Below are 21,248 nucleotides of genomic sequence, written 5' to 3' on the forward strand. Positions count from 1 at the left end.
AGAATGCTGGATTCAAAGGGTTTTTTAGTGTATAAAAAGTATTTTTGATTTGCCATATTGGTCAAAATATAAAGTGTAGAATCCTTAACATATGTCACCAAGTTGAAATGAGGTTATAAATGAATGGAAGATATGCTAAAGTGCGCAAAGCTTTTCAAAGAAGATCTATATAAGCAACTGGCTAGAATAGGTAAATGTCTATCAAGTGACAAACGTCTTGAAATCTTGAATGTACTATCACAAAGTCCCAGAACAGTGGAGAAACTAGCGACATGTACGGATATGAATATAGCTAATGTTTCTCGTCATCTGCAGGTGTTACTGGACGCTAAGCTTGTTAAGTTTACAAAGAAAGGAACTTACGCCATATACTCGCTAGCAGACCCGGAGATCATTGACTTTCTCTCTTCACTGTGGAAGATTAGTGAGAAACAAATTCCTGATATCGGGAAAATGAAAGATGACTTCTTAAACAACTTGAATGACATTCATACCCTATCCATGGATGAAGTAAAGAAAAAACTAGATGAAAACTCCATTATCTTAGTTGACTTGCGTCCCAAAGAAGAGTTTGAAACAGGACATATTCAAGGAGCCATTTCAATGCCTATGGAAGACCTAGACGTATTAATGGGAGAGTTACCAGAGGAAGCTGAAGTGGTCGCTTATTGTAGAGGGCCATTTTGCGTTTATTCGGCACTTGCTACGCAAAAATTGCAAGTTGAGGGATTTAAGGCGTATCGTATGGAAGACGGATTGAATGAGTGGCAGGAACATTTTCACTAACAGTAACCAATCTAAGCATCAAATAAAAAAGACTTCGAAGCCCACATATTTGTGACTTTGAAGTCTTTTTGTGAATAATGCAAGCCTGCACATTATGCACTTCATTAGATTGAAAAATACGACTTAAAAATTGGTGCTTAAACTTACCATTCCAATCCGTGTTCTGCAATATAGCTACTAGTAAGATCCTCTCCAGAATCAATGGTTACTTTTCCTTGAGTTCCTACGGAGACGCCGGCCTTTATTAGTAATTGACCAATATGGCAATTTTCTTCTGCTTTTTGTATAAAATCTTCCGTCATGCTTACGTCTTCATGGGTTGCTCCTGGATTCAGAACAACATGCGGGCGGTGGGTAATACTTAACTGATCACCTTGAGTTATGTTACCTTCTGTATCCATAAAGAATCCAGTCACAGGAAGTTTATTTTTATCTAACATATATGCTAAGGTCACCGTGTAACAAGCCACCGCAGAAGAGATAAGAAGTTGTTGTGGTTCAGCCCCTTTACCACTTCCCCCTTTGGGGACTGGAATTGCAATTTGAGTTTGGAGATTGTCACTTTTAATGCGTCCATCGCCCTTTGCATCTTTGTACCAAACCGTATTCATGTTAATTATCCTTTCTGCCATATTAACATCCCCTTTTAGGTATTGTAAGTCCAAAACTTATAGTTTGCTCTATTTAACGAAAGAAACCGACATTACAGCTGTGCTCTGTCGGTTTCTTTCCTGATTTTAAATCTAATTAAAATAGTCAGAGTGTGCTAAATCAATTTCTAGAATGTGCTATAAATCCTGATTTCTGGCTCAGCTTGAAGCAGGTCTTTGAGTCCAACAACGACATCATTATTAAATAGATCACTTTCGAGATAAGCCTTAGCGTCGGTTTCACTGTTAAAGCCATGCAAAACTTGAACATCCTCATCACGCACAAGCAATTCTTTAGAAACCGCACCAGGAATAACAGACAGGAAAGGCTCTTTATAAGTTGTATAAACCTTTGCAGCTGCCTCACGTTCTGGTGCATTAATTTTTAATGTAATTTGAAGATATGCTTTTGCCATTGAAATCAAACCTCCAATTTAATTTATGTATCGCTCGATTAAAGGATCAACTAATCAATCGATCAATTGAATTATAATAGACAATTTTTCTAACGTCAAGCCTACAAATAACACATTCACATATTTGTAATATAAATTTATATTTTGTTTTATTAATTTTTGTTTCTAGAATTAAAACATGCTATGCTGACACAAAGAGGTGGGTAGAGTTGGCCAATATTCAGGAAATTGCTGATTTAGCGGGGGTGTCGACAATTACTTGAAATGCACCTTCAATAAAACGCCTAAAAAAGGACATAATACTGAAGGTGCATCGTTTGTTTTTCATCGAAAAATTAAACTTCATCGGACAATAACTGTAATTGTTTTTTTAATTGTTCAAATTGAACAAAACGCCCTTCGCGTAGATATTCTCTCCCATCAAGAAAAATCAAGATTGTCGGTACAGAAAAAATCAAAAATCTTCCTGTGGTTTCCTCCACTTGACTAGCATTAACACGAGCAAGAGCCAATTTAGGATATAGTTTAAGCATTGTTTTGAGCTTGGGGTAAATGGCATGGCATACGTTACAATCTTCTTGGGATACGTATAACATACTCAAAGGATTAATTTCGATAAAGGAATCTATTTCTTCTATTGATGTCAGTTCCACTACACTCATAATAAAACTGCTCCTCTCTTAAAAATACTTATGACTCCTCACACACATTCCAATCATGAACTCCTTCTTCAATTCGATAAGCCATATACCCTTGCTTCAGCATATAATCAACCGCTTGAGATGCCAGCGAACAGTATGGGCCTCTACAATATGCGGCAAGTTCTATAGTACTTTTATCAACTGTCTTCAGGTAGTGCTCAAGTTGGTCTAATGGTATTGAAATGGCATCTGGAATATGAGAAGCATCATATTCATCTGTGGGACGAATATCTAGAAGAATAACAGTCTTTTTTTTCATTTTTTCTAACAAATCATGTTTGGTGATGGTTTGAACCTCTGGATATTGTAATTCCAACTCAGTTTTAATCTGCTTTATATCAGATAGTCGATCTTCACATATTCTCCATAAAGAAGATAGAAATTCAATTACTAAAGGGTTACCGATACTGTATATGACGTATGTCCCTTTTTTGCAGCACTTGACCAATTTAGCATCCAGTAAGATTTGTAGATGACGAGAGACATTTGCAACGTTCATACCCGTTTGTGTTGCTAAACCTTCAACTGATTTTGGACCATTGGACAAAATGTCCATGATCTCTAAGCGCTTGTCACTCGATAAACATTTCCCGATTCGAGAAAATTGTTGATACAATCGATCTTTGATATCTGTTTCTTTCATTTTGAAGCCCCCAAACTTTATCTGAAATACTTCATATTCAATAGCATGTTAAGTTAGCGAAGCATGACCGTTTTTTTACAACTATCTGTACTATGCTTCATCAAATCGTTCTAAAAATCTTGCTACGATTCGATCAGCTGATTGAATCGCCCCTTCCAAATGTCCTCCCTGTTGATCAGCCGTCTCAGTGCCCGTAAAAAATATGCCCTCTCCCCAAGGATCTCCGTAAACAGGGCCATAATTTGGATAGTGACGAAGTGGTTCGGCGTCTTCCTCAACAGCTGTATCGGTGTCGCTTGACCAATCTTTAAATAGTAGTGTATTTACATTCTCGGCAGCAGGCCCATAAAGTCTAGCCAATTGTTCCAACACAAGCTGCATGAGTTTATCTTCGCCCAAAATCTTCCGCTTTTTTGCCTGTAAACCAAAAAAGCCAAATAGCGCACCTGTTCCTGTACCTGGTGAAGCATCATGAATTTCTTGTAAAGGGCCCACCCAACTTGATGCAAAACCGGAGAGTCCAGCTTCACGCCAAAATGGTCGGTCGTAAATGGCAATCACTTTAGCTTGACCGGCCATCCATGTTGGTTTATCAATTAAAAAGACTTCAGTTCATAAGGAAGTTCTGGCTCGAATTTAATATTTTTTTCAACCAGCCGTGGTGGAATAGCGATAATCACTGCAGTTGTGTAAAATTGTTTTCCATTGGCTTCTAAGGAGATTGTACCGTCTTCTTCTTGATGAATCGAAGTTACACGTGTATTGAGCTGGATTGCTCCTGACGGCAAAGTAGCACTAAGCGCCTCAATCAGAGACTGTACACCACCAACAAATCTTAGCGAGGGCTCCATTGCCCCCTCTGGCAAAAGATGCTGTTGTGGTGTTTCATGTTGGGAGCGTTCTAGGAGCATTCGTCCTTCGTTAAATTGATTAAAAGTCTCCAAACCCAGTTCTTTCGTGAGCTGAGTAATAATTTTCTCAGAGCGTGGCCAGAACCATGTGGGTCCAAGATCGAATTTTCCGAGTTCAGGATTGTCTAAAACCTCTAAAGTCAAAACTCTACCACCAATACGATCTCTCGATTCTAAAACAATGCATTCTATACCGTGAGCGGTGAGTAACGATGCTGCGCGAAGTCCACTCAAACCTGCACCAACGATGATTACCGGAGCATTTTTTTTAACTTGGTTTCTCATTGTTTCTCTCCTTCTCCATGTTTCAGCAGGGAGTCACATATGTTAAAAGATTATCTTCTTTATATGATGATATTGAGTCACTCTCAAATTGTATCCGCTACGTTGAAAGGGGCGCTCTAAGAGCAAAAAATCGACAACATTATTTCATTATAATGTTGTCGATTTTCATATCAATTAGCCAATTTAAGAATTTTGTCCTTAAGAACATTTTTTTGATTCACACCAACCATGGTATCAACGAGCTTACCATCTTTAAACAGCAACAAAGTTGGAATACTTCGAATGCCAAATTGTGAAGCTAATTCGGTTTCTTCGTCGACATTAACTTTTGCCAACGTCGCCTGTCCTTTCAGTTCATCAGCTAATTCTTCCACAATAGGAAGCTGAATTTTACAAGGCCCACACCATGGAGCCCAAAAGTCTACCAAGGTCACACCGGACTGGATTTGATTTGAAAACGTATTTTTTGTCAATGCAGTTGCTCCCATTAGAAATACCTCCAATAAATATAATTTTCATCAATCATATATTATTCAATTGATTGATTGAATTATAAAACTGAAGTCTATATCTGTCAAGAATGAAGAGATTTGCGAAGGATTTATCATTTGGTCATGCTCAACACGGCACGGAATCGTGTCTTAGCCGACATCATTTTTTCATATGCTTCACTAGCTTGTTCCAACGGGAAAACTTCGATCATAGGTCGTACATCGGTCAGTACACTAAATCGAACTACCGCATCAATTTCCTTCGATTGTCCTGTAAACGAACCTCGAACAGTATGGGGTCCCTTCAGAAAGTCCATGGCAGACAGTTCTAAACGTTCACCAGAACCGGCTACAATAATGAGCTCTCCATCTTTTCCTAACCCATCAATTAATGTGGAAATGACTTTTGCATTTGGTGCTGTAGCAAGAATAACTTTTGCTCCCCCTAGCGCTTGTAAAGCTTTAGCAGGATCTTCTTTTTCGGAATCAATATAATAATGTGCCCCAAGTTCCCGAGCAAGCTTCTCTTTATCACTACCACGAGATACTGCTATGGTTTGATACCCAGCTTTTTTTGCGTATTGTACAGCCAAGTGACCAAGTCCACCAATTCCGGAAATCGCAACGAGGTCCCCTGGTCGGGCTGAGCTATTTCGCAGTGCACTAAATGTAGTTTCTCCTGCGCACATCAAAGGAGCTGCTTCTTCAGAAGACACTTCATTAGGTATGTGGGTCAGACTACCTTCAAATGCTACCATGTATTCAGCATAGCCTCCATCCATAGTCAGGCCGGTAACATGATCATGTCCTCCATGCCATCCAATACCTACTCGTTGTCCGATTTCCCATCTGGTAGATCCAGATCCTAACTCCGTCACGATTCCGATCACTTCATGACCTGGTATCCGCGGATATCCTGGGGAAGCACCACCAATGGCCATGGAATCACCGTTACATACGCCGCACGCTTCTATACGGAGAAGTACTTGCCCTTCTTCAGGTACGGGAATAGGAATTTCAACTAATTTCATGGATTCGCCTTTAGCAGGAACTTGTATCGCTCTCATCATAGTCATAAGATTGACCTCCTTAGATTCTGTTATAGAACTTTCTTAGTATATGATATAGTTTAATATTACTCAATTGTTTAATTGAATAATAAAATTATTTCGGTTGCATTCCGCTTATTTTTTGGGCAAAGCTGGTATAATATAAGGAACAAGATCCTGTCCTCAATATGGTTTAATAACTTTTTCCGTTGAAACAAAAAAGACGCTAAATAGCGCCTTTTCCTTGCAATAATATATGTGTAATTATTAATATATTATGAAAATGACAAAGTAAAAAGCTACAGTGCTGAAAAAATACGTACTGTTAGACCACCCGAATATCCCTCTAATGCTGCAGTCAAATCTGCATGATTAAGAAAAGCAATTGCCTTACTATCTGTATTCACTGTTGGCTTCCATTCCCCCTTCACACTCTGGTTAACAATATGTATATGGCACTTCTCACCTCCTGATGATTTGTGGCGTGAACACGCCTATTAAACGAACAACTCTAAAATGATGACTCCATAAGGCGGCATACTAACCTCGCCTTCTATCCATGTATCAGTCAAAAGATCTTTACTCGACTTCTTCATTGTGATGATGACCGATTTACCCGAGTAATTCAGCAAAAAGAGATAAGAGGTTCCGTTTGAAGCTCGAATCCCCACTTCAACTTCACTCGGTACATCTAACCAGTCAGTAACCGGGGAAGTTAAGCCCAATTCATCTATAAGGGAATCAACTACCGGTTCGCTATAGGCAGCACCATAATACCATGCTTTTCCAAGACCGACTATGCGTCTTGTTAATGCAGGCTCACCTTTATAATATTCAGTTGAGTACGTTGCTACAATGTCCACTTCGGTTTTCTTTACGCTGAGAATTTCATTAAAACCAACGGCCTTTGTACCTAAAGGTAACCGGCTGCCCTCCCAATGCAACTCTGCTGGAAGAACGCTACCCTTGATTAAAGTGAAATCTTCAATATTTATTCCGCAAAGCTCAGCCACAGGTCCTGGGAATGGTCGCATATAGCATTGTCCGCTCGTGTTCTTATAGCCGGTACGCGCGCCAAAGAATATGGTCCCGCCTTGTTCAACATATTTTGTGAGAAGGTCAGCTGTTTCATCAGTCATGATTGCTGGATGCGGATACACAATTACCTTATACTTGGTCAAATCCTCCATGATGGTCTCCTTACGGAGTGTAATAAGATCCGCTGGAATATGACGGTATTGAAGCTGTTTATACCAAGATCGCTGACTCTGCCACTGAAGAGGTCCATGCCATTTGTCAAACTCTCCATCCCAGATATTATCATAATCCTGCATGATGGCGATTTCGGCTTGGTATGTTGTACCCGCGATCAAGGAGCCGATCTTGGCAAATTCCTCACCGACTTGAGCTACTTCACGCACTCTGCGATTTGGTTGATTGTGATAGTCGTTAATACCATGCCAATAAATTTCGGTGCCCATTGTCGCTGTCCGCCAACGAAAGTAGACTAGTAAATCGGTTCCGTGCAATACCGACTGATACGACCACAGCCGAATTTGTCCCGGTCTAGGCGAACCCATCTCAATCCGATCAACCCATCCCCCCGGGCCAGCCTGCTGCTCCATGATGCAGAAATTCGGCGAAATAGATCGGACGTTAGATAAGTTCATACTCCATGCACGGTCTGCAAGCGGGTCTTCGTCACCCCCAGGAAATATCGTCGAAAATTGGGGATAGGAATCGTATGAAAAGAAATCTAGAAGCTTATCCGTTAACTCGTGACTATCCAGATGTCCAAAAGTTCCGTTAGTAGTGATCCAATGGTGTGGCGCAAGTTTCCGAATGATTTCCGCTTGAATCTTAGCAAAAGAAATCGCATTTGCAGATATAAAACGTTTCTCGTCCAACGCAAGATGTGGATTAGGTGAACTGTTGACCATCGTCCGTGTTAGATATATCTGTTCCCAATCGGTATAAGTCTGGCTCCAAAATATTGTCCCCCAAGCCTTATTCAAATTGTCGAGTGAGCCATACCGTCCCTTTAACCACTCCCTGAACGCAATATGGTCTGCTTTGGAATAAAACACATTCATCTCGCAGTTCAGTTCATTATCAATCTGCCAACCAATGACTGCGGGGTGATCTTTGTAAGCTTCAACCATATTCCTCACGATGATTGAGCAGAAATCTCTGTACTTCTCACTACTGTAGTTGTAGTGCCGCCGCATACCGTGCCTATATAACACGCCATCCATGTTTGCGTTCAATACCTCAGGATACTTGTGTGTTAACCAAGCTGGCGGCGTGGCAGTCGGTGTCCCTAAAATAACCTTTAATCCATATTTATGTGCCAAGTCCATTACCCTGTGAAAAAAACTGAAATCAAATCGGCCTTCTTCAGGCTCAAGCATCGCCCAGGAGAATTCTGCCATGCGAATAACTGATATGTTCATCTCCCGCATTCGACGGAAGTCATCTGCCCATAACTTCTCCGGCCAATGCTCTGGATAATAACAAACGCCTAGTGTCAATTCATCCATTTGGATTGATTTCCTCATTTAATCTACCTCCTCTTATTTCTTCATTTAACTAACAATTGTTTTTTTTTGGATTGCTCTTGAATGCGCATATCTTTAATCTGCACTGAAACTTGGTATTGGTCCTCCTTTTTTTCGATAGGCTATATTCTCTTCAAAAACTAGTTTAATAGCCTCTAATTTTAATTTCTCCAAATAGTTTTGATCGATTCCCAGTTTTCTCTACAAAAAATCCCTCTCCGGCAATAGACACAAATTTTGACCTCGATTTGATCAAGAGCTTGTACCGTTAAAACAAAAAAAAGCCACAAAATAGCGACTTTTAATGTTCTCGTTCCTCGATAGTATTAGAGGTTAAATAGCTAAATGTGCCCTCAGTGTAGAACCTGCGTATTCGCTTCTGAACAAACCTCTTTCAACCAACTGCGGCATCAGTTTTTCAAAGAATATTTTCATAGATTCTTCTGAACCGCCCGGAAGAGCTATAAATCCGTCAATAGCCCCAGCCTCAAACCGCTGAACAATCTCGTTCAATACGTCATCAACCGTTCCAACGGAGACCCAATGTGCAGAACCAACGACCTCAGGTCTTGCCAATACCTCTTCCACTGTAGGCTCATACTTCGTAATATACCGGCGCAAAAGCTCAGCATGTGTCCGGCTGCGGACTGGCTGATTTGGATCGGGAAGCATATCGGCAGTTACGCAATGATCCAACTCAAAGCTGCTTAAATCAAGGCCAAGTACTGACTTGAGCGATGCATGTCTGCGCTCCACACTCAAATGAGCATGTGCAGACTTATGCAATTCATGCGCTTCCTCGCGAGTTTCAGCCAAGAAAAAATACAATCCTGGCAAAACTTTGATGGCGTTCGGATCGCGTCCATGTTCCTTGGCTCTTCTTCTCAGATCGGTTCGTAATTCCACGCCGGACTCAAGATCCGGCATCGCCGCAAAGATAGCATCCGCTATTGAAGAGGCAAAATTTCGCCCTGTATCTGTCGCGCCTGCTTGAAATAAAGGAATGGACCCCGATGTATGGGCAGGCAAAGTAAGCGGCCCCCGGACACTGAAAAAATCACCTGAATGATGGATTGAAGTAACCTTATCCTTATCAGAAAAAATGCCTGACTCCCGATCAATCACAATTGCTTCGTTCGGGAAACTTTCCCAGAGCTTGCGAACGACGTCAGTAAATTCCATGGCTTTCGCATATCTTTCTTGCGGTGAAGGCATAGGCGAATCACCGAAATTTTCTGCCCCTTCAATCGAAGTCACGATATTCCAGCCAGCACGTCCGTTGCTGAGCCAGTGTAACGACTGAAGCTGCCTTGCGACAACATACGGCGGATTGAACGTAGTGGAAATTGTTGTCACTAATCCAATTCGCTCGGTTTCACGAGCAATCGCCGCAAACATCATTGTAGGGTCAGGACTACCAAAATTAGCGGAATCGCCCAGCATCTGTGGGCTAACATACAGATAATCCGCCTTGAAAAGAAAATCGAGCTTTGCCTTCTCCGCCATTTTCGCCAAATCAATGTAATAGTCAATGGCCCCCATCTTTTCCACACCGCTGTCTGAGCGCCGCCAACCGTCTCCTTTCATCCATGTTGCAGATAAGGATAACCCAATACATAATTGTCTATTTGCAGCCAATACTATCAACCTTTCTCTATAGAAAAATAATGTTGCCCCTAGGAAATGTTCCGATCAGTGTATGCTCAAGTAGGCAAAGCCAACCGAGTTAACATCCAGGACGAATGCCTCTCCATAGCAACAAGCGCTCGGTGATCATAAAGTGACCTTTCAATTAATCAATAATGATTCTCATTATCAATTACAGTGTATCAAGAACTACAAAAATTGCAAATATACAAATTATGAATGTTATATGTATAAAGACAAAAGCCCTCGAACCTAGAGGGCTTTTGGGATAAATCAGCTATTCATTTGAGTCTAGTTTTGTTTCACTCATCTGCACCGATATTCACGGCCTTCCCTTTCACGCGGGGCTCCCCGTCGATATCCTCGGTTCCGATGATGGTGTTATCCGTTGATCCTGAATCGATCGCTGGTGACGAGGGCTGCAAATGGAAGTCGCCATTCGTGGCATTCACGAATTTAGGATCGACAAACAGAGAATGCGCATCGTTACCCGTTCCCGATTTGTACGTGGCGAATCCCGTATATTCTTTATCTTTCCAGGTCCAGTTGGCCCCCGAACTGCCACCAGGTGCAAAATATAAATTATAATCAACAACATTTCCAGAATTTTGGGTATATCCATTGTAGATCAACACATCAGTCGAACTCGCTACGAAAATATTGTTCTTAATCACGTTGTTTCGTGTATCATACTGAACTAAAAGCTGGCCGCTTCCATCGTCCAATGTATCGTTCTTGTACAGCGTATTGTTCACGATCTTGCTGTTTACCGTTGAGCCACGTTCGTCATCATAGCCGCCCATAGCAATGCCGGTCAATCGGTTGTTATATATCACGTTACTGCGGACCGTAATATTGCTGGTGGCTTTGCCGGCATGCTCGGAGGCTATTTCGACACCGATGTCATTGTTATAGCTGTAGTTCTGCTCAATAATGTTGTCCTTGCCCCCATCTACATAAATGCCGCCGGCCGAGTTGTCATCGCTCTTGTAGGATGGGTTATTTCGAACCGAATTATTGTACACTCGGTTGCCCTTTACCAACCCGTTTCGCACTTGATCGTAAGCAGTATTCGGTGCGGTTCCTTCAAAGCCGATCAGATCGATTCCTATGTTGTCGTTATCGTGAATGAGGTTGCTGGTCACTGCAAAGCCGTTCACATTACCGTTTAAAACAAGCGATTCGCTGGAGCCGAGCACGAGATTGTATAGTTCATTGCCGCTGATTGTAAGGTTGTGAATCGATGCAGGAGCTTTCGTGCCATAAACAGCGATGCCGTGAGCGTCCCGTCCCAGCCGGTCCTTTCCGGTTGGGGTGGCCGTGTTTTTGATGTCGTGGATTTTGTTATCGGACAGATTGATGAAGCTCCCTGCACCGTGAACGTAAATGCCTGTAGGCACTGCGTTCTTGGAAGCTGTGGTAAAATTGCGGATTTCAAACCCCTGGATGGTAACGTAATTGACATCGGCCAATTCGATTAACCCCTCGTTCCCGCTGACCGATAGGCCTGTTCCGTCAACAATGGCGGTTTCGTTGCCATAGCTTGCGAACACGATGGGGCCTTGCGAGGCGGAGCCAGAGCGGGTGATTTTCAGTTTCTCCTTGTAAACACCGCCTCGGACATAGACCTTGCTGCCTGGAGAGACTGTGTCAGCCGCATGCTGGAGCGTTTTCCACGGCGCGTCGCTTGTTCCCGCGTTGGAATCGCTACCAATTGTCGACACATAATATTCGGTACTAGCGGCAGAGGCGGCAGGAGTCAGTAGATTACCGATTGCAAGGCCCAACCCCAAGCTTAAACCTACAAGCAAAAATTTACCGAGTTTCTTCAAGAATTTTCAACTCCCATCCTAATTTAGCTTTCGTCAAATTAACGTTATCATCAGTTTACGGCTTCTTGCAAGCGAAGAACGTCCTCTACCGTCCGTCGGTAAGCTTTCCGTAAAAGGGCCGACAGTACCCCACACGCATTGGTGAATTGCAGTAATTTTTCGCTTTGACAAAGAAAACCTAATAAAAACACCCCTGAAAATATATGTATATTTTCAGGGGTGAATAGCTAACTTAATGCCTCCAATAACACTGACCACTGAAATAAAACATATTGGATGCCGCCTGTATGAAGGGCCTTTATGATCACACACCATGGGAAGACTGCCGATAAATTCATCGACAGCCCTTCTTTTCCAAGTAGTATACTCCTCAATCCTGTTCGCTGGACAATTCCTTGAGCGATTTGATTTTACCATGGGGATGCTGTTCTTGCTTTCGTGACTTCCATGCAGCTTCTTTCCTTCTCTTCTGGTGAGCCATAACAGATATCCTCCTTTGGAAATTGTGAATGTATACTACTTCCTTAAGTTGTCATTTCTCGTCTCTATTCATTCATAAAATTAAATTCGTTGGGTTTTGTTTTTAGTTAGCGGGCATCTCGTTAAAGAATGTGATGTCGTCTATCGGCAGCCGAGTTGTCTGATGACCCGGTTGTGCCGCTTTACCGAGTGCAATCAGCATGATTGGAATGTAGCGGTCTCTAATACCGAACGCTTGCTTAAGCTCGGCCGCATTATAGCCACCCATCGCGACCGTATCGTAGCCGTGAGCACGTGCAACCAGCATGAGCTGCTGGGATACAATACCACCATCGATATGAATGACTTTGTGAAGGCTTTCCTCTGGTAACGAAGCATACGTATGAATCGATCTTTCTACGAACGATTTAGCGGTATCTTCCGCTATATAGCCATGTTTTACTGCTTCGCCGAAAACTTCATCGAGCTTCTTATATCCTTCCGTATCACCAAGCACAACGATCACCGCTGCAGCCTCAGTAACCTGGGATTGATTATAGGCGATTGGCTGCAGTTTTGCTTTCAATTCCTCTGTTTCAATAACCAAGAAGCGCCAGGGCTGAACATTACTCGAAGAAGGTGCAAGCGACGCTTCTTTCAGAATATCCTTAATTTCCTCGTGAGATAGACGAACCGATTTGTCGTAATGACGCACAGAGCGGCGCTCGCGGATGACATCGGCGAACAAGGCGGAGCTCTGGCCAGTATGAGTTGAAGTTGACATTATGAATCCTCCTTTTAAATAAATACTGTTTTTTATTCAGCACAGTTAAATTCAGACTTTGCGGCTAGTCAGAGCTTGAATTCCTACTAAAACGAAGTACCTTGAAAAATCCAAAATATTTACGCTTCTGCGCACAGACATAACTGTGTTCATTATCACACAGATAACCTTAAAAATTAACGCTGCGCGCGGCTTGCATTTAACTGTGGTTTATATTGCACAGTATAAAATCTAAGCAAGCCGCTGTCAACCGTCTTTTTCCAGGTCCATCTAAAGCTTGGCTTCCAGTTGGTTGGCGAGATCTGCAATTGTGTACTTGCTTAATACTCCGCGTATGCTGTCGTCCATTTCTTGAGTAATATCCTCAAGCGTAGATTTCATACATTTACCGAGCGGATGCGTGCCAGCTGTCTCGGTAATACCGAAGGAAAGCCTGCTGCCTGAACGAAATACATCGTATACATCAACCAGTTGTATAGATTCTGCCGGTTTCCTAAGGTGGTACCCGCCGTCACGGCCTTCCCGGGTCCCGATAAACCCTTCCTTTGCGAGAACGGAAAGTATGCGGCGCAGCAAAGAAGGCTCCGACTGAAGATATTTGGCGAGTTCAATACTTGGACAAGCTATGCTTTTGTCTTCCTGCGACAATATAACAAGTGCTTGAACAGCCAGTCCAAACCACTTTGGGTGCTGAGTCGGCGTACAATACTCCTGCTTCAACCTTTACTCTCTCCTTCCAGCTTACTCATAAGTAGTATGAGTAAATTCTACCGAATTCCCTAATATGCTGCAATAGACGAGCTTACATCCAATATATATTTAAATATGATATTGACCTTTAAATGCGAAAATCTCATTAACAGCTTGGTGATACTCCACCAGTTTTTTGAAAAGATTCTCTCATATGTGCAACAGCTTTTTTGAATGGGAGGCTTAACACATGATCTGCGGCTTCACGCAATTGATTTGCAGTCAAGCTTTCCATTTGTAACTTAATACCTGCTCCCATATTGGCGACTTGTCCTGCGATGATCGGTTGATCCGCGCTTTGCGGGATTATAATCAGCGGAACCCCGTAATATAGACCTTCGTGGGTACTGTTCATTCCACCATGTGTAATAAATAATTTAGTGTGTTGCAAGATATCCGTTTGTGGTACATCATTTTTTACGATGAAGTTTTCAGGAACTTCCCCTAAATCGGAAACTTGGGTTCTATTCCCAATCGACATGACAACCGTATGATCCGTGTTCCCAAATGCCTCAATACAAAGCTTATAGAAGTCAATTGCTCGGTTAAAGACTGTACCCAATGAGATGTAAATTGGTTTTTTTTCCTTGATTGCAGTAAAATCGAAGCTTTCTTGCGTTAATCGTGAAGAGATGGATGGACCTACAAATTTATAAGTTTGGTCGAATGCTTCTCCATAAGGTTGAAACTCTCTTGTTGTATATACGATTGTAAGTGGTGCAGGATTACAAAACACTTCGTAAGGTGAATGGATCTCCACTCCATATTTCTCCTTTACCATTGCCGTCAGGTTTTGAAATTTATCATTTATAGGTTTAACTATATCTTTAGGGACATTAATGGAGAATTGTTCCATAATATGATTGAATGATTCTTTTGTCTGGGCGAAAGAAGTACAAGAATTGATTGCAGGAAGCTTAAGAATTTGAGCAAGTATACGTCCACACCCAAACATGGAATCATGGATGATATAATCAAAATGCTCTCCTTTGATCTGTTCGAGAACGCTTGGAATGATGATATCTGCCGTAAGTAAAAGACCGTTAATTCTTTCCAGCAAATAATCTCTTCCACCTGAGATAAAAGCTTTTATAAATTTTTGATCGTCAAATGTTCGTACTGAAGCTCCCGTCCTCTCGATACGCTCCCGAAAGGCTTCTATAGAAAAGTACACTACCTCTTCTCCGCGCGAAATAAGCTCCTGTACAACTCCAATGGTTGGATTGATATGTCCCTCTGATCCACCATTAATAAATAAAACACGCGCCATTTCAACCGCTCCTTAGTTCATTTTCTTCAGTAAAATTATCCGTTTCTGATTCTAACATGTTCTCTGAATTTCAGGGTGCTGCTTCTCTAATGAACATTGTAGCTGCTTTCTCAAGTTAATATACTTTCAATCGTCTCCGTCTCCATAACTTGTTTATTATTCTTTTAAGTTAGTAGGTTGTAAGACGACATTTGAATTGATTCGATGTATATTCTTACTCTGCAACAAAAAAAGCCGCCAAGTTGGCGGCTTTGCATACAGCAAAGACTTGTTTTCATGCTGGACACTGTTGGATAACGTTAAATACTCATGGTTTACTGGATGACTATTTGTTGGCTGAATCGCTATAAACCGTGCTTAATCTTGATGTCGCCCTAATACCATTAGGGCCTTCAATGATAATACGACCTTGTTCCGTAAGGCTGGATCCTTGCCAGTCAGTGGCCATATCCAGATAATCAAGACCCGGGCTGTTTCCTTTCCAAGACCATGCAAGATAACCTACGCCCTTTTGCTCAGCGTAACTCATAATGGTAGCCTCATCCACATCACCGCTTGTATGCTTAATACCAAATTCTCCAATCAGCAGAGCCAGGTTTTTATTCAGTACATTATCCATATTGCTCTTTACTGTGGCGGCATTTCCGCCGGCATATTCGTACATATGAATGGAGAACATCGTATTTTTAAGTGGATCTGCATCAAAGACTTCTGTTCCGTAGTCAAAAATAGATTGCGGGTACTGCCCCCATCCTGCACCGTCAACAATAATTGTATTTTTGATGCCAGCATTTCTGAGCTTAGGAATAACAGACTTATAACCTTGCGCCCAGCCTCCTCCATCCCAGGTTCCATACCATTCGTTCGCGATATTGAGGATGACGGTGCTTTCTTTCCCAATGAGTGCGCTTTTCATTTCAATCCAGTAATTAGCGATATTATCCAATACAGCAGCGCTGTCAGACCCTGTGCCATCATGGACTTCAAGAACAACGACCAATTTGTTTTGCTCTGATAATGTGATTAAATTTTGTATCGCTGACAGATCATCTTTCGTCCATTGCTGACCATCTGACAGTACGATTCTAATAGTATTCGCTTCCGTTTTCGCAATGGCAGGGATCGCTACAGACTCTTGTCCCTTATACCAGGTATAAGCGTGATTGATTCCCCTCATCACAAACGGATTTCCCTTGGCATCGTAGAGCGTTGTTCCGTTAATATAAAAACCTGTATTCTCAGTTGTAGAATTCGTCGTAACTTTTATGATATTACTTGCTGCTGAAATATTTCCTGCTGCATCCCTGGCTTTTACAGTGAAGCTGTATGCTGTATTAGCGGTAAGTCCCGTCACCGTATAACTTGTCGTGGTTGTTGAATCGACTAATGTTGTTCCATTATACACATCGTAGCTGGTAACATCTACATCGTCTGTTGATGCGGTCCATACAAGACTTACCGAAGTATTTGTTTTGGAGTAGCTTTTCAGATTTGTTGGTGCTGTTGGTGCCGTCGTATCAGGGGTTGAGTCAACAAGCGTAAACTTCCACTTCTGCTGATCATTTCCGTTATCCGTCCATTGCTGCACATTTGCCCCGTCATTAGTATAACCCCCGATTACATCCAGCGCTTTACCGCTAGATTGTACAAGCAGCTTATAATATCCATCGCCGACGTCAATCATTTTCCATTTTTGATTAGTTAAATCGCTGTCTGTCCATTGCTGTACACTAGCACCATCTTCTGAGGAGCCTCCGGCTACTGTTAATGCTTTACCGCTGGATTGTACAATCAATTTATAATATCCGTTGCCAACGTCAATGACTTTCCATCTCTGCCGAGCGCTGCCGCTGTCCGTCCACTGCTGCACCTTCGCTCCATCGGCAGTTGAGTCTCCTGCTTCCAGATTTTTGCCGCTATGCTGTGCCGTTAGTTTATATGTTTCACCTGAAACAATATTTGTGTTAGCTGTGGTGGTGGTAACATCAATCACATTGCTTGTATCTGACACGTTACCTGCGGCATCTCTAGCTTTCACGTAAAAGCTGTACGCCATGTTGGCTGTTAAGCCGGTAACGATGAAGGATGTCGACGCACTGGAACCTACGAGGTCTGATCCTTTGTAGATGTCGTAGCCTGAAACACCTACATTGTCTCTAGATTCCGTCCACTGCAAGCTTACTGTCGTATCCGATACAGAGGAACTAGCCAGGTTGGAGGGCGCTGTTGGAGGTGAGTTATCCTCCGGCTGGTCAGCTGAATGCACTTCAAATTCCCAAAGGGAATATCCGTAGCTGGTAGCTCTTTCAATGCCGCTCATTTTTACATATCTAGCGTCTGTTGCTTCGAAAGATATCTTATCGATTCCTCCATCTCCAGTCGTGGTGGAATAGACGGTAGTCCAATGATCATCATCCGTCGATGTCTGAACTTGGTAGGACTTCGCGTATGCGGCTTCCCAGTTAAGCGTAACGCCATTGATTTTGGTGGTGCTACCGAGATCTACACTTATCCACTGCGGATCTGAATATTGTGAGGACCATCTAGTTAGTGGGTCGCCGTCAATCGCAAAATCAGCCGCTTTACTCGCATCTTCGATGGAGCTTGAGGTTGCAGATTGGGTAAGCTTAGAGCTTTCGGAAGCGCTCACATTTTTGATCGGCAACATACTCATAAGCAGTCCAAACAAAATCAAGCATGTTATGGTTTTTTTCATTCCCAAACCTCCTATTGAGCATAATAAACAGCTAATTGGTTACCCCTGCTTCTCATAGATTTCAATTCCAATCTCCATCCTTGAGGCATGGCAAAGTCTTCTCCTTTCCGTTCAAAATTGGGACAAAAACAAACAAACGTGGAACAACCCTTAAGTAAACGCTTTCTTTTACAACTAAAAAATTATTCGCTTTAATAGATTTTCTGTATCATTCCCAGCGATGAAATTTTATCAAAGCGACCTAAAGCATATATATTTTTGTTTTCCAGTACTATGCCTTGATGATTAAAAAGTTTTAAAATCTGTTTTCCTAACTCCATGGTATGGGTCCTAAAAGTGCAAAACAAGACAACTTTCTCTCAACAGTTGTCTTGTCTAGTTTTGTTATATTTATATAGTTGTCGATTAAACTCGATATTCTCAGGGTGGTAATCTTGTTTACCAGAAATATAAATCGCTCCCCTTGAGCTTGAACATAGCCTCTATGAAAAAATAATCGCCATAAATGATGGATTGATGATGAGTAGTGGCATGGTATGAGGCAGAGCCGTTCTTAAGGATGCAGTCACAGCTAGTCGTCCAGTCGACATGTAGCGCCTGCAGCAGTTTTATCGCTGCTCGCAAGTACATATCCTTCTCATGCAACCCGACCACTTTGGCAATCTCGATCAGACCACAGGCGGCAATGGCTGCAGCCGTCGAATCCTCAAGCGCCGGTTCTTTGGGCTGTCTGAAATCGACTGGAATAACCCCATTTTCAGGAATATTGGCGATAAAGTAATGGGCAACCCTCTTTGCCGTATCCAAATACTCTTCTTTTTGCGTATGGTTATAGCTCATCATGAACCCATACAATGCCCAGCTTTGCCCCCGCGTCCATGAAGATCCTTCCTCGTACCCCTGTCCGCCATAGCTTTTTACCACTCCGCCTACAATTGGATCCAATTCGACAATATGGTTGACGGACCCATCTGCTCTCACAAAAGCATTCATGGTCATGTCCGCATGCTTCACAGCAATCTGCCGAAAACGAGGATCGCCGGTTTCTTCGGAAGCCCAGTACAAGAGCGGAATGTTCAACATGCAGTCAATGATGGCCCAGCCTCTGGTATCTTCGCCTTCTAGGTCGTTCCAGGCTCGGATGAATTCCCCTGCCAGATTGTAGCGACCTGCAAGTAGGTTTGCCGCGTGCATTGCCCGTTTGCGGGATACTGGATTTTGGGTGAGTTTAAAGTTAGCCACACTCGTGGGGAGCCACATGAAGCCTACATCATGATGCAGACCATAATAATTATGAAAGCAGGCATCCAGTTTCTGCTCAGAGATTTCAGCAACGTCCTTGTATTTCGGATTGCCTGTTGCATGATACATCTGCCACAGCATTCCCCCCCAGAATCCGTTGGTCCACCAATTTATTCCATCCGCTTCCGTATGGGTAGGATTGCAGACCGATCGGTCATCATGTTCACCATCGATTGTTGTATACGGAATTTTGTTTCTTGATTTTTCGCTGAGCCACTCCATCTTAGCGATGATTTGGTCTACGATCTCGTTAACCCAAACGGTTGTGCTATCTAAAGTAAGCATAAATTTCGTCCCTTCTTTATTCTCTAATATGAAGACAACCCCAGCCTGTCACGAAAATAACCAAACATGGGCGTAACCCTCTATTTCTCTTTCTGCGGAGAAGTATGGTCTAAAAGACTTTCCAGAGGAAGATATTCAAAATAGTCAAACCAGGCCTCCTTGCTCTGCCTATCCAGATCTTGGACACAGATTCCGACAAAAGCTCCTGTAAATCCGAGTTTGCCTCCATATTCGTCTGACAGTGTGCCAAAGTCCTGTGGATTACATACGGCAGTCCACTCCTGCCCGTCAGGAGATGCATAGAATATCAAATCCCGTCCATGAATTACGGCTTTCAAATAGTATTGCTTCCAATCTACTACTGAAAGCTGCATTGTCGAAATCTCATCATATTTGCCTGCCTTAGATAGGATTACACCTAGCGTAACTCCACGGATTTCGTCGCCAGTCACTCGTAAATAGTAGTAATCTCCATCATCGTAGTAGCAAACCAAACCGGCCATTTCATAAAAGCTTTCCGGCTTAAATTCCATGCAGGTCTCCACCGAGCAATGGAAATGCTGGATTGGGCGGGCAACCATGCTTTGATCATGTAAAGACGCAAGCGATTCTCTTCCGCGTAAGCGCAAGAATCCGGGTCTGTCGGTCAGGCTAACCCATGAGGGATCGAATGGGACACGCAGACTTTGATACGCAAGGCCAATGTCCTCCCTGTCAAAGTGGTCTCTAGGTTCTTCTGCTGGAAAAGGATGGCTTGGCAGGTTCGGAGCTTCTGTCTCCAGAGCCGGTAATTTGCCGCCTTGGCTCAGACGTAGCCAGCCATCTTCGGTCCATATACACTTCTGAATCGCTGTTTCCCTGCCGAGCGGATTCATTAAAGAAATGTCAGAAAAAGGCCTGGTACACAGATGGGCCATGTACCACTCCCCGTGCTGCGTTTCGACCAGCGTCCCATGACCCGCCTGCTGCAATGGGTATGTTGGATCGTGCGCCGTGGTCATGAGCGGAAAATGGGGGTCAGTTTCATAAGGTCCGGTCAGGTTGCGGCTGCGCGCAAGAGTTACCATGTGCTGGACCCCTGTTCCGCCCTCTGCGGTTAATAAATAGTAGAACTCTCCTCGTTTATACAACTGGGGTCCTTCTGTAACGCCTACTGGCGTGCCCTTATAAATTTCGTGTATTGGTCCAATCAGGGATTGAGACTTTGCATCATATTCCTGCATGATAATACCTGAAAAGTTGTTGTGATTTTTTCTGAAGTCCCAACGCATATTGAGCAGCCACTTGCGTCCGTCATCGTCATGGAACAGAAATGGATCAAAACCGCTACCATTCAGTCTTACCGGTTGGCTCCAAGGACCCTCAATGCTTTTCGAACAAATGATATAGTTATGCAGGTCCTTATACACTCTGCTGCGCGATTTTACATCCGTAAATAACAAATAAAATAAACCATCATGATAGGAAATTGCAGGCGCCCAGATTGATCCGGATGCGACATTGCCTCTTAAATTAACTTGAGAGGATTCTGTAAGAGCTCTGGCTGTCAGCCTCCAATGAATCAAGTCCCGAGAATGGTGGATTTCCACACCAGGAAACCACTCAAAAGTAGAAGTAGCCATATAGTAGTCATCCCCGACTCGGATCAGAGAGGGGTCAGGATGAAAGCCAACCAGAACAGGGTTAACAATTTTGTTCATGTCTAAGGAGAAC

Annotated in this window: 16 protein-coding genes and 2 pseudogenes; 1 reads left to right on the forward strand and 17 read right to left on the reverse strand. The window is 42.8% G+C overall.

The window, feature by feature from the left end; translation table 11 throughout:
• The first annotated feature begins 123 nt into the window (after positions 1-123).
• Positions 124-786 carry a metalloregulator ArsR/SmtB family transcription factor gene (locus ACH59B_RS12820; RefSeq protein ID WP_019687315.1) on the forward strand — a complete coding sequence of 221 codons (663 nt, stop codon included), beginning with the start codon at positions 124-126 and terminating at the stop codon, positions 784-786.
• Between the two features lie 143 nt (positions 787-929).
• Here ACH59B_RS12820 and ACH59B_RS12825 read toward each other — a convergent pair whose 3' ends face one another.
• The 17 genes and pseudogenes from ACH59B_RS12825 to ACH59B_RS12905 form a co-directional block, all read right to left on the reverse strand.
• Positions 930-1,418 (reverse strand): OsmC family protein, encoded by a 489-nt coding sequence (locus tag ACH59B_RS12825; RefSeq protein ID WP_404301717.1) that lies wholly within the window; start codon positions 1,416-1,418, stop codon positions 930-932.
• 146 nt (positions 1,419-1,564) lie between these two features.
• Entirely contained in the window at positions 1,565-1,852 is a 288-nt protein-coding gene (locus ACH59B_RS12830; protein ID WP_107733587.1) for a hypothetical protein, read from the reverse strand.
• A gap of 335 nt (positions 1,853-2,187) precedes the next feature.
• Complete coding sequence (locus ACH59B_RS12835; protein WP_404301720.1) at positions 2,188-2,514, reverse strand: thioredoxin family protein; 327 nt, start codon at positions 2,512-2,514, stop codon at positions 2,188-2,190.
• A 28-nt stretch (positions 2,515-2,542) separates the two neighbouring features.
• The gene (locus ACH59B_RS12840) at positions 2,543-3,196 is read right to left on the reverse strand and encodes a metalloregulator ArsR/SmtB family transcription factor (protein ID WP_404301722.1); all 654 of its coding nucleotides are present in this window, start codon (positions 3,194-3,196) and stop codon (positions 2,543-2,545) included.
• A 90-nt stretch (positions 3,197-3,286) separates the two neighbouring features.
• A pseudogene (locus ACH59B_RS12845) lies at positions 3,287-4,392 on the reverse strand (flavin monoamine oxidase family protein).
• A 170-nt stretch (positions 4,393-4,562) separates the two neighbouring features.
• Positions 4,563-4,880, reverse strand: coding sequence for a thioredoxin (gene trxA, locus ACH59B_RS12850; RefSeq protein ID WP_025364931.1), 318 nt, complete (start codon positions 4,878-4,880; stop codon positions 4,563-4,565).
• Between the two features lie 116 nt (positions 4,881-4,996).
• On the reverse strand, positions 4,997-5,959 hold the full coding sequence (locus tag ACH59B_RS12855) for a zinc-binding dehydrogenase (RefSeq protein ID WP_404301724.1): 963 nt from the start codon (positions 5,957-5,959) through the stop codon (positions 4,997-4,999).
• 470 nt (positions 5,960-6,429) lie between these two features.
• Positions 6,430-8,490, reverse strand: a complete 2,061-nt coding sequence (locus ACH59B_RS12860) for a beta-galactosidase (RefSeq protein WP_404301726.1) — start codon at positions 8,488-8,490, stop codon at positions 6,430-6,432.
• A 333-nt stretch (positions 8,491-8,823) separates the two neighbouring features.
• On the reverse strand, positions 8,824-10,128 hold the full coding sequence (locus ACH59B_RS12865) for an NtaA/DmoA family FMN-dependent monooxygenase (protein ID WP_404301728.1): 1,305 nt from the start codon (positions 10,126-10,128) through the stop codon (positions 8,824-8,826).
• A gap of 311 nt (positions 10,129-10,439) precedes the next feature.
• Entirely contained in the window at positions 10,440-11,969 is a 1,530-nt protein-coding gene (locus tag ACH59B_RS12870) for a right-handed parallel beta-helix repeat-containing protein (RefSeq protein WP_123797241.1), read from the reverse strand.
• 370 nt (positions 11,970-12,339) lie between these two features.
• A complete protein-coding gene (locus tag ACH59B_RS12875; RefSeq protein ID WP_014599788.1) occupies positions 12,340-12,450 on the reverse strand; it encodes a DUF6254 family protein in 111 nt (36 codons plus the stop codon).
• Between the two features lie 102 nt (positions 12,451-12,552).
• Positions 12,553-13,212: a nitroreductase family protein gene (locus tag ACH59B_RS12880; RefSeq protein WP_016820849.1), complete on the reverse strand. Its 660-nt coding sequence runs from the start codon at positions 13,210-13,212 to the stop codon at positions 12,553-12,555.
• A gap of 270 nt (positions 13,213-13,482) precedes the next feature.
• The gene (locus ACH59B_RS12885; protein ID WP_016820848.1) at positions 13,483-13,932 is read right to left on the reverse strand and encodes an Rrf2 family transcriptional regulator; all 450 of its coding nucleotides are present in this window, start codon (positions 13,930-13,932) and stop codon (positions 13,483-13,485) included.
• A 99-nt stretch (positions 13,933-14,031) separates the two neighbouring features.
• Positions 14,032-15,232, reverse strand: a pseudogene (locus ACH59B_RS12890) (macrolide family glycosyltransferase).
• Between the two features lie 325 nt (positions 15,233-15,557).
• Complete coding sequence (locus tag ACH59B_RS12895) at positions 15,558-17,948, reverse strand: cellulase family glycosylhydrolase (RefSeq protein WP_404301732.1); 2,391 nt, start codon at positions 17,946-17,948, stop codon at positions 15,558-15,560.
• Positions 17,949-18,386: 438 nt separating this feature from the next.
• Positions 18,387-19,535, reverse strand: coding sequence for a glycoside hydrolase family 88 protein (locus ACH59B_RS12900; RefSeq protein ID WP_404301734.1), 1,149 nt, complete (start codon positions 19,533-19,535; stop codon positions 18,387-18,389).
• An 80-nt stretch (positions 19,536-19,615) separates the two neighbouring features.
• Positions 19,616-21,235 (reverse strand): glycoside hydrolase family 43 protein, encoded by a 1,620-nt coding sequence (locus ACH59B_RS12905; RefSeq protein WP_126666492.1) that lies wholly within the window; start codon positions 21,233-21,235, stop codon positions 19,616-19,618.
• Positions 21,236-21,248 lie beyond the last annotated feature (13 nt).

It is taken from the genome of Paenibacillus sp. DP01 (assembly GCF_044784315.1).
GTDB classification, from domain to species: Bacteria; Bacillota; Bacilli; order Paenibacillales; family Paenibacillaceae; genus Paenibacillus; species Paenibacillus polymyxa.

What these genes read in the sequence shown, in the direction of transcription:
- ACH59B_RS12820 (WP_019687315.1), top strand. Translation starts at nt 124, where the DNA reads ATGGAAGATATGCTAAAGTGCGCAAAGCTTTTCAAAGAAGATCTATAT.
- ACH59B_RS12825 (WP_404301717.1), bottom strand. Translation starts at nt 1,418, where the DNA reads ATGGCAGAAAGGATAATTAACATGAATACGGTTTGGTACAAAGATGCA.
- ACH59B_RS12830 (WP_107733587.1), bottom strand. Translation starts at nt 1,852, where the DNA reads ATGGCAAAAGCATATCTTCAAATTACATTAAAAATTAATGCACCAGAA.
- ACH59B_RS12835 (WP_404301720.1), bottom strand. Translation starts at nt 2,514, where the DNA reads ATGAGTGTAGTGGAACTGACATCAATAGAAGAAATAGATTCCTTTATC.
- ACH59B_RS12840 (WP_404301722.1), bottom strand. Translation starts at nt 3,196, where the DNA reads ATGAAAGAAACAGATATCAAAGATCGATTGTATCAACAATTTTCTCGA.
- trxA (WP_025364931.1), bottom strand. Translation starts at nt 4,880, where the DNA reads ATGGGAGCAACTGCATTGACAAAAAATACGTTTTCAAATCAAATCCAG.
- ACH59B_RS12855 (WP_404301724.1), bottom strand. Translation starts at nt 5,959, where the DNA reads ATGACTATGATGAGAGCGATACAAGTTCCTGCTAAAGGCGAATCCATG.
- ACH59B_RS12860 (WP_404301726.1), bottom strand. Translation starts at nt 8,490, where the DNA reads ATGAGGAAATCAATCCAAATGGATGAATTGACACTAGGCGTTTGTTAT.
- ACH59B_RS12875 (WP_014599788.1), bottom strand. Translation starts at nt 12,450, where the DNA reads ATGGCTCACCAGAAGAGAAGGAAAGAAGCTGCATGGAAGTCACGAAAG.
- ACH59B_RS12880 (WP_016820849.1), bottom strand. Translation starts at nt 13,212, where the DNA reads ATGTCAACTTCAACTCATACTGGCCAGAGCTCCGCCTTGTTCGCCGAT.
- ACH59B_RS12895 (WP_404301732.1), bottom strand. Translation starts at nt 17,948, where the DNA reads ATGAAAAAAACCATAACATGCTTGATTTTGTTTGGACTGCTTATGAGT.
- ACH59B_RS12900 (WP_404301734.1), bottom strand. Translation starts at nt 19,535, where the DNA reads ATGCTTACTTTAGATAGCACAACCGTTTGGGTTAACGAGATCGTAGAC.
- ACH59B_RS12905 (WP_126666492.1), bottom strand. Translation starts at nt 21,235, where the DNA reads ATGAACAAAATTGTTAACCCTGTTCTGGTTGGCTTTCATCCTGACCCC.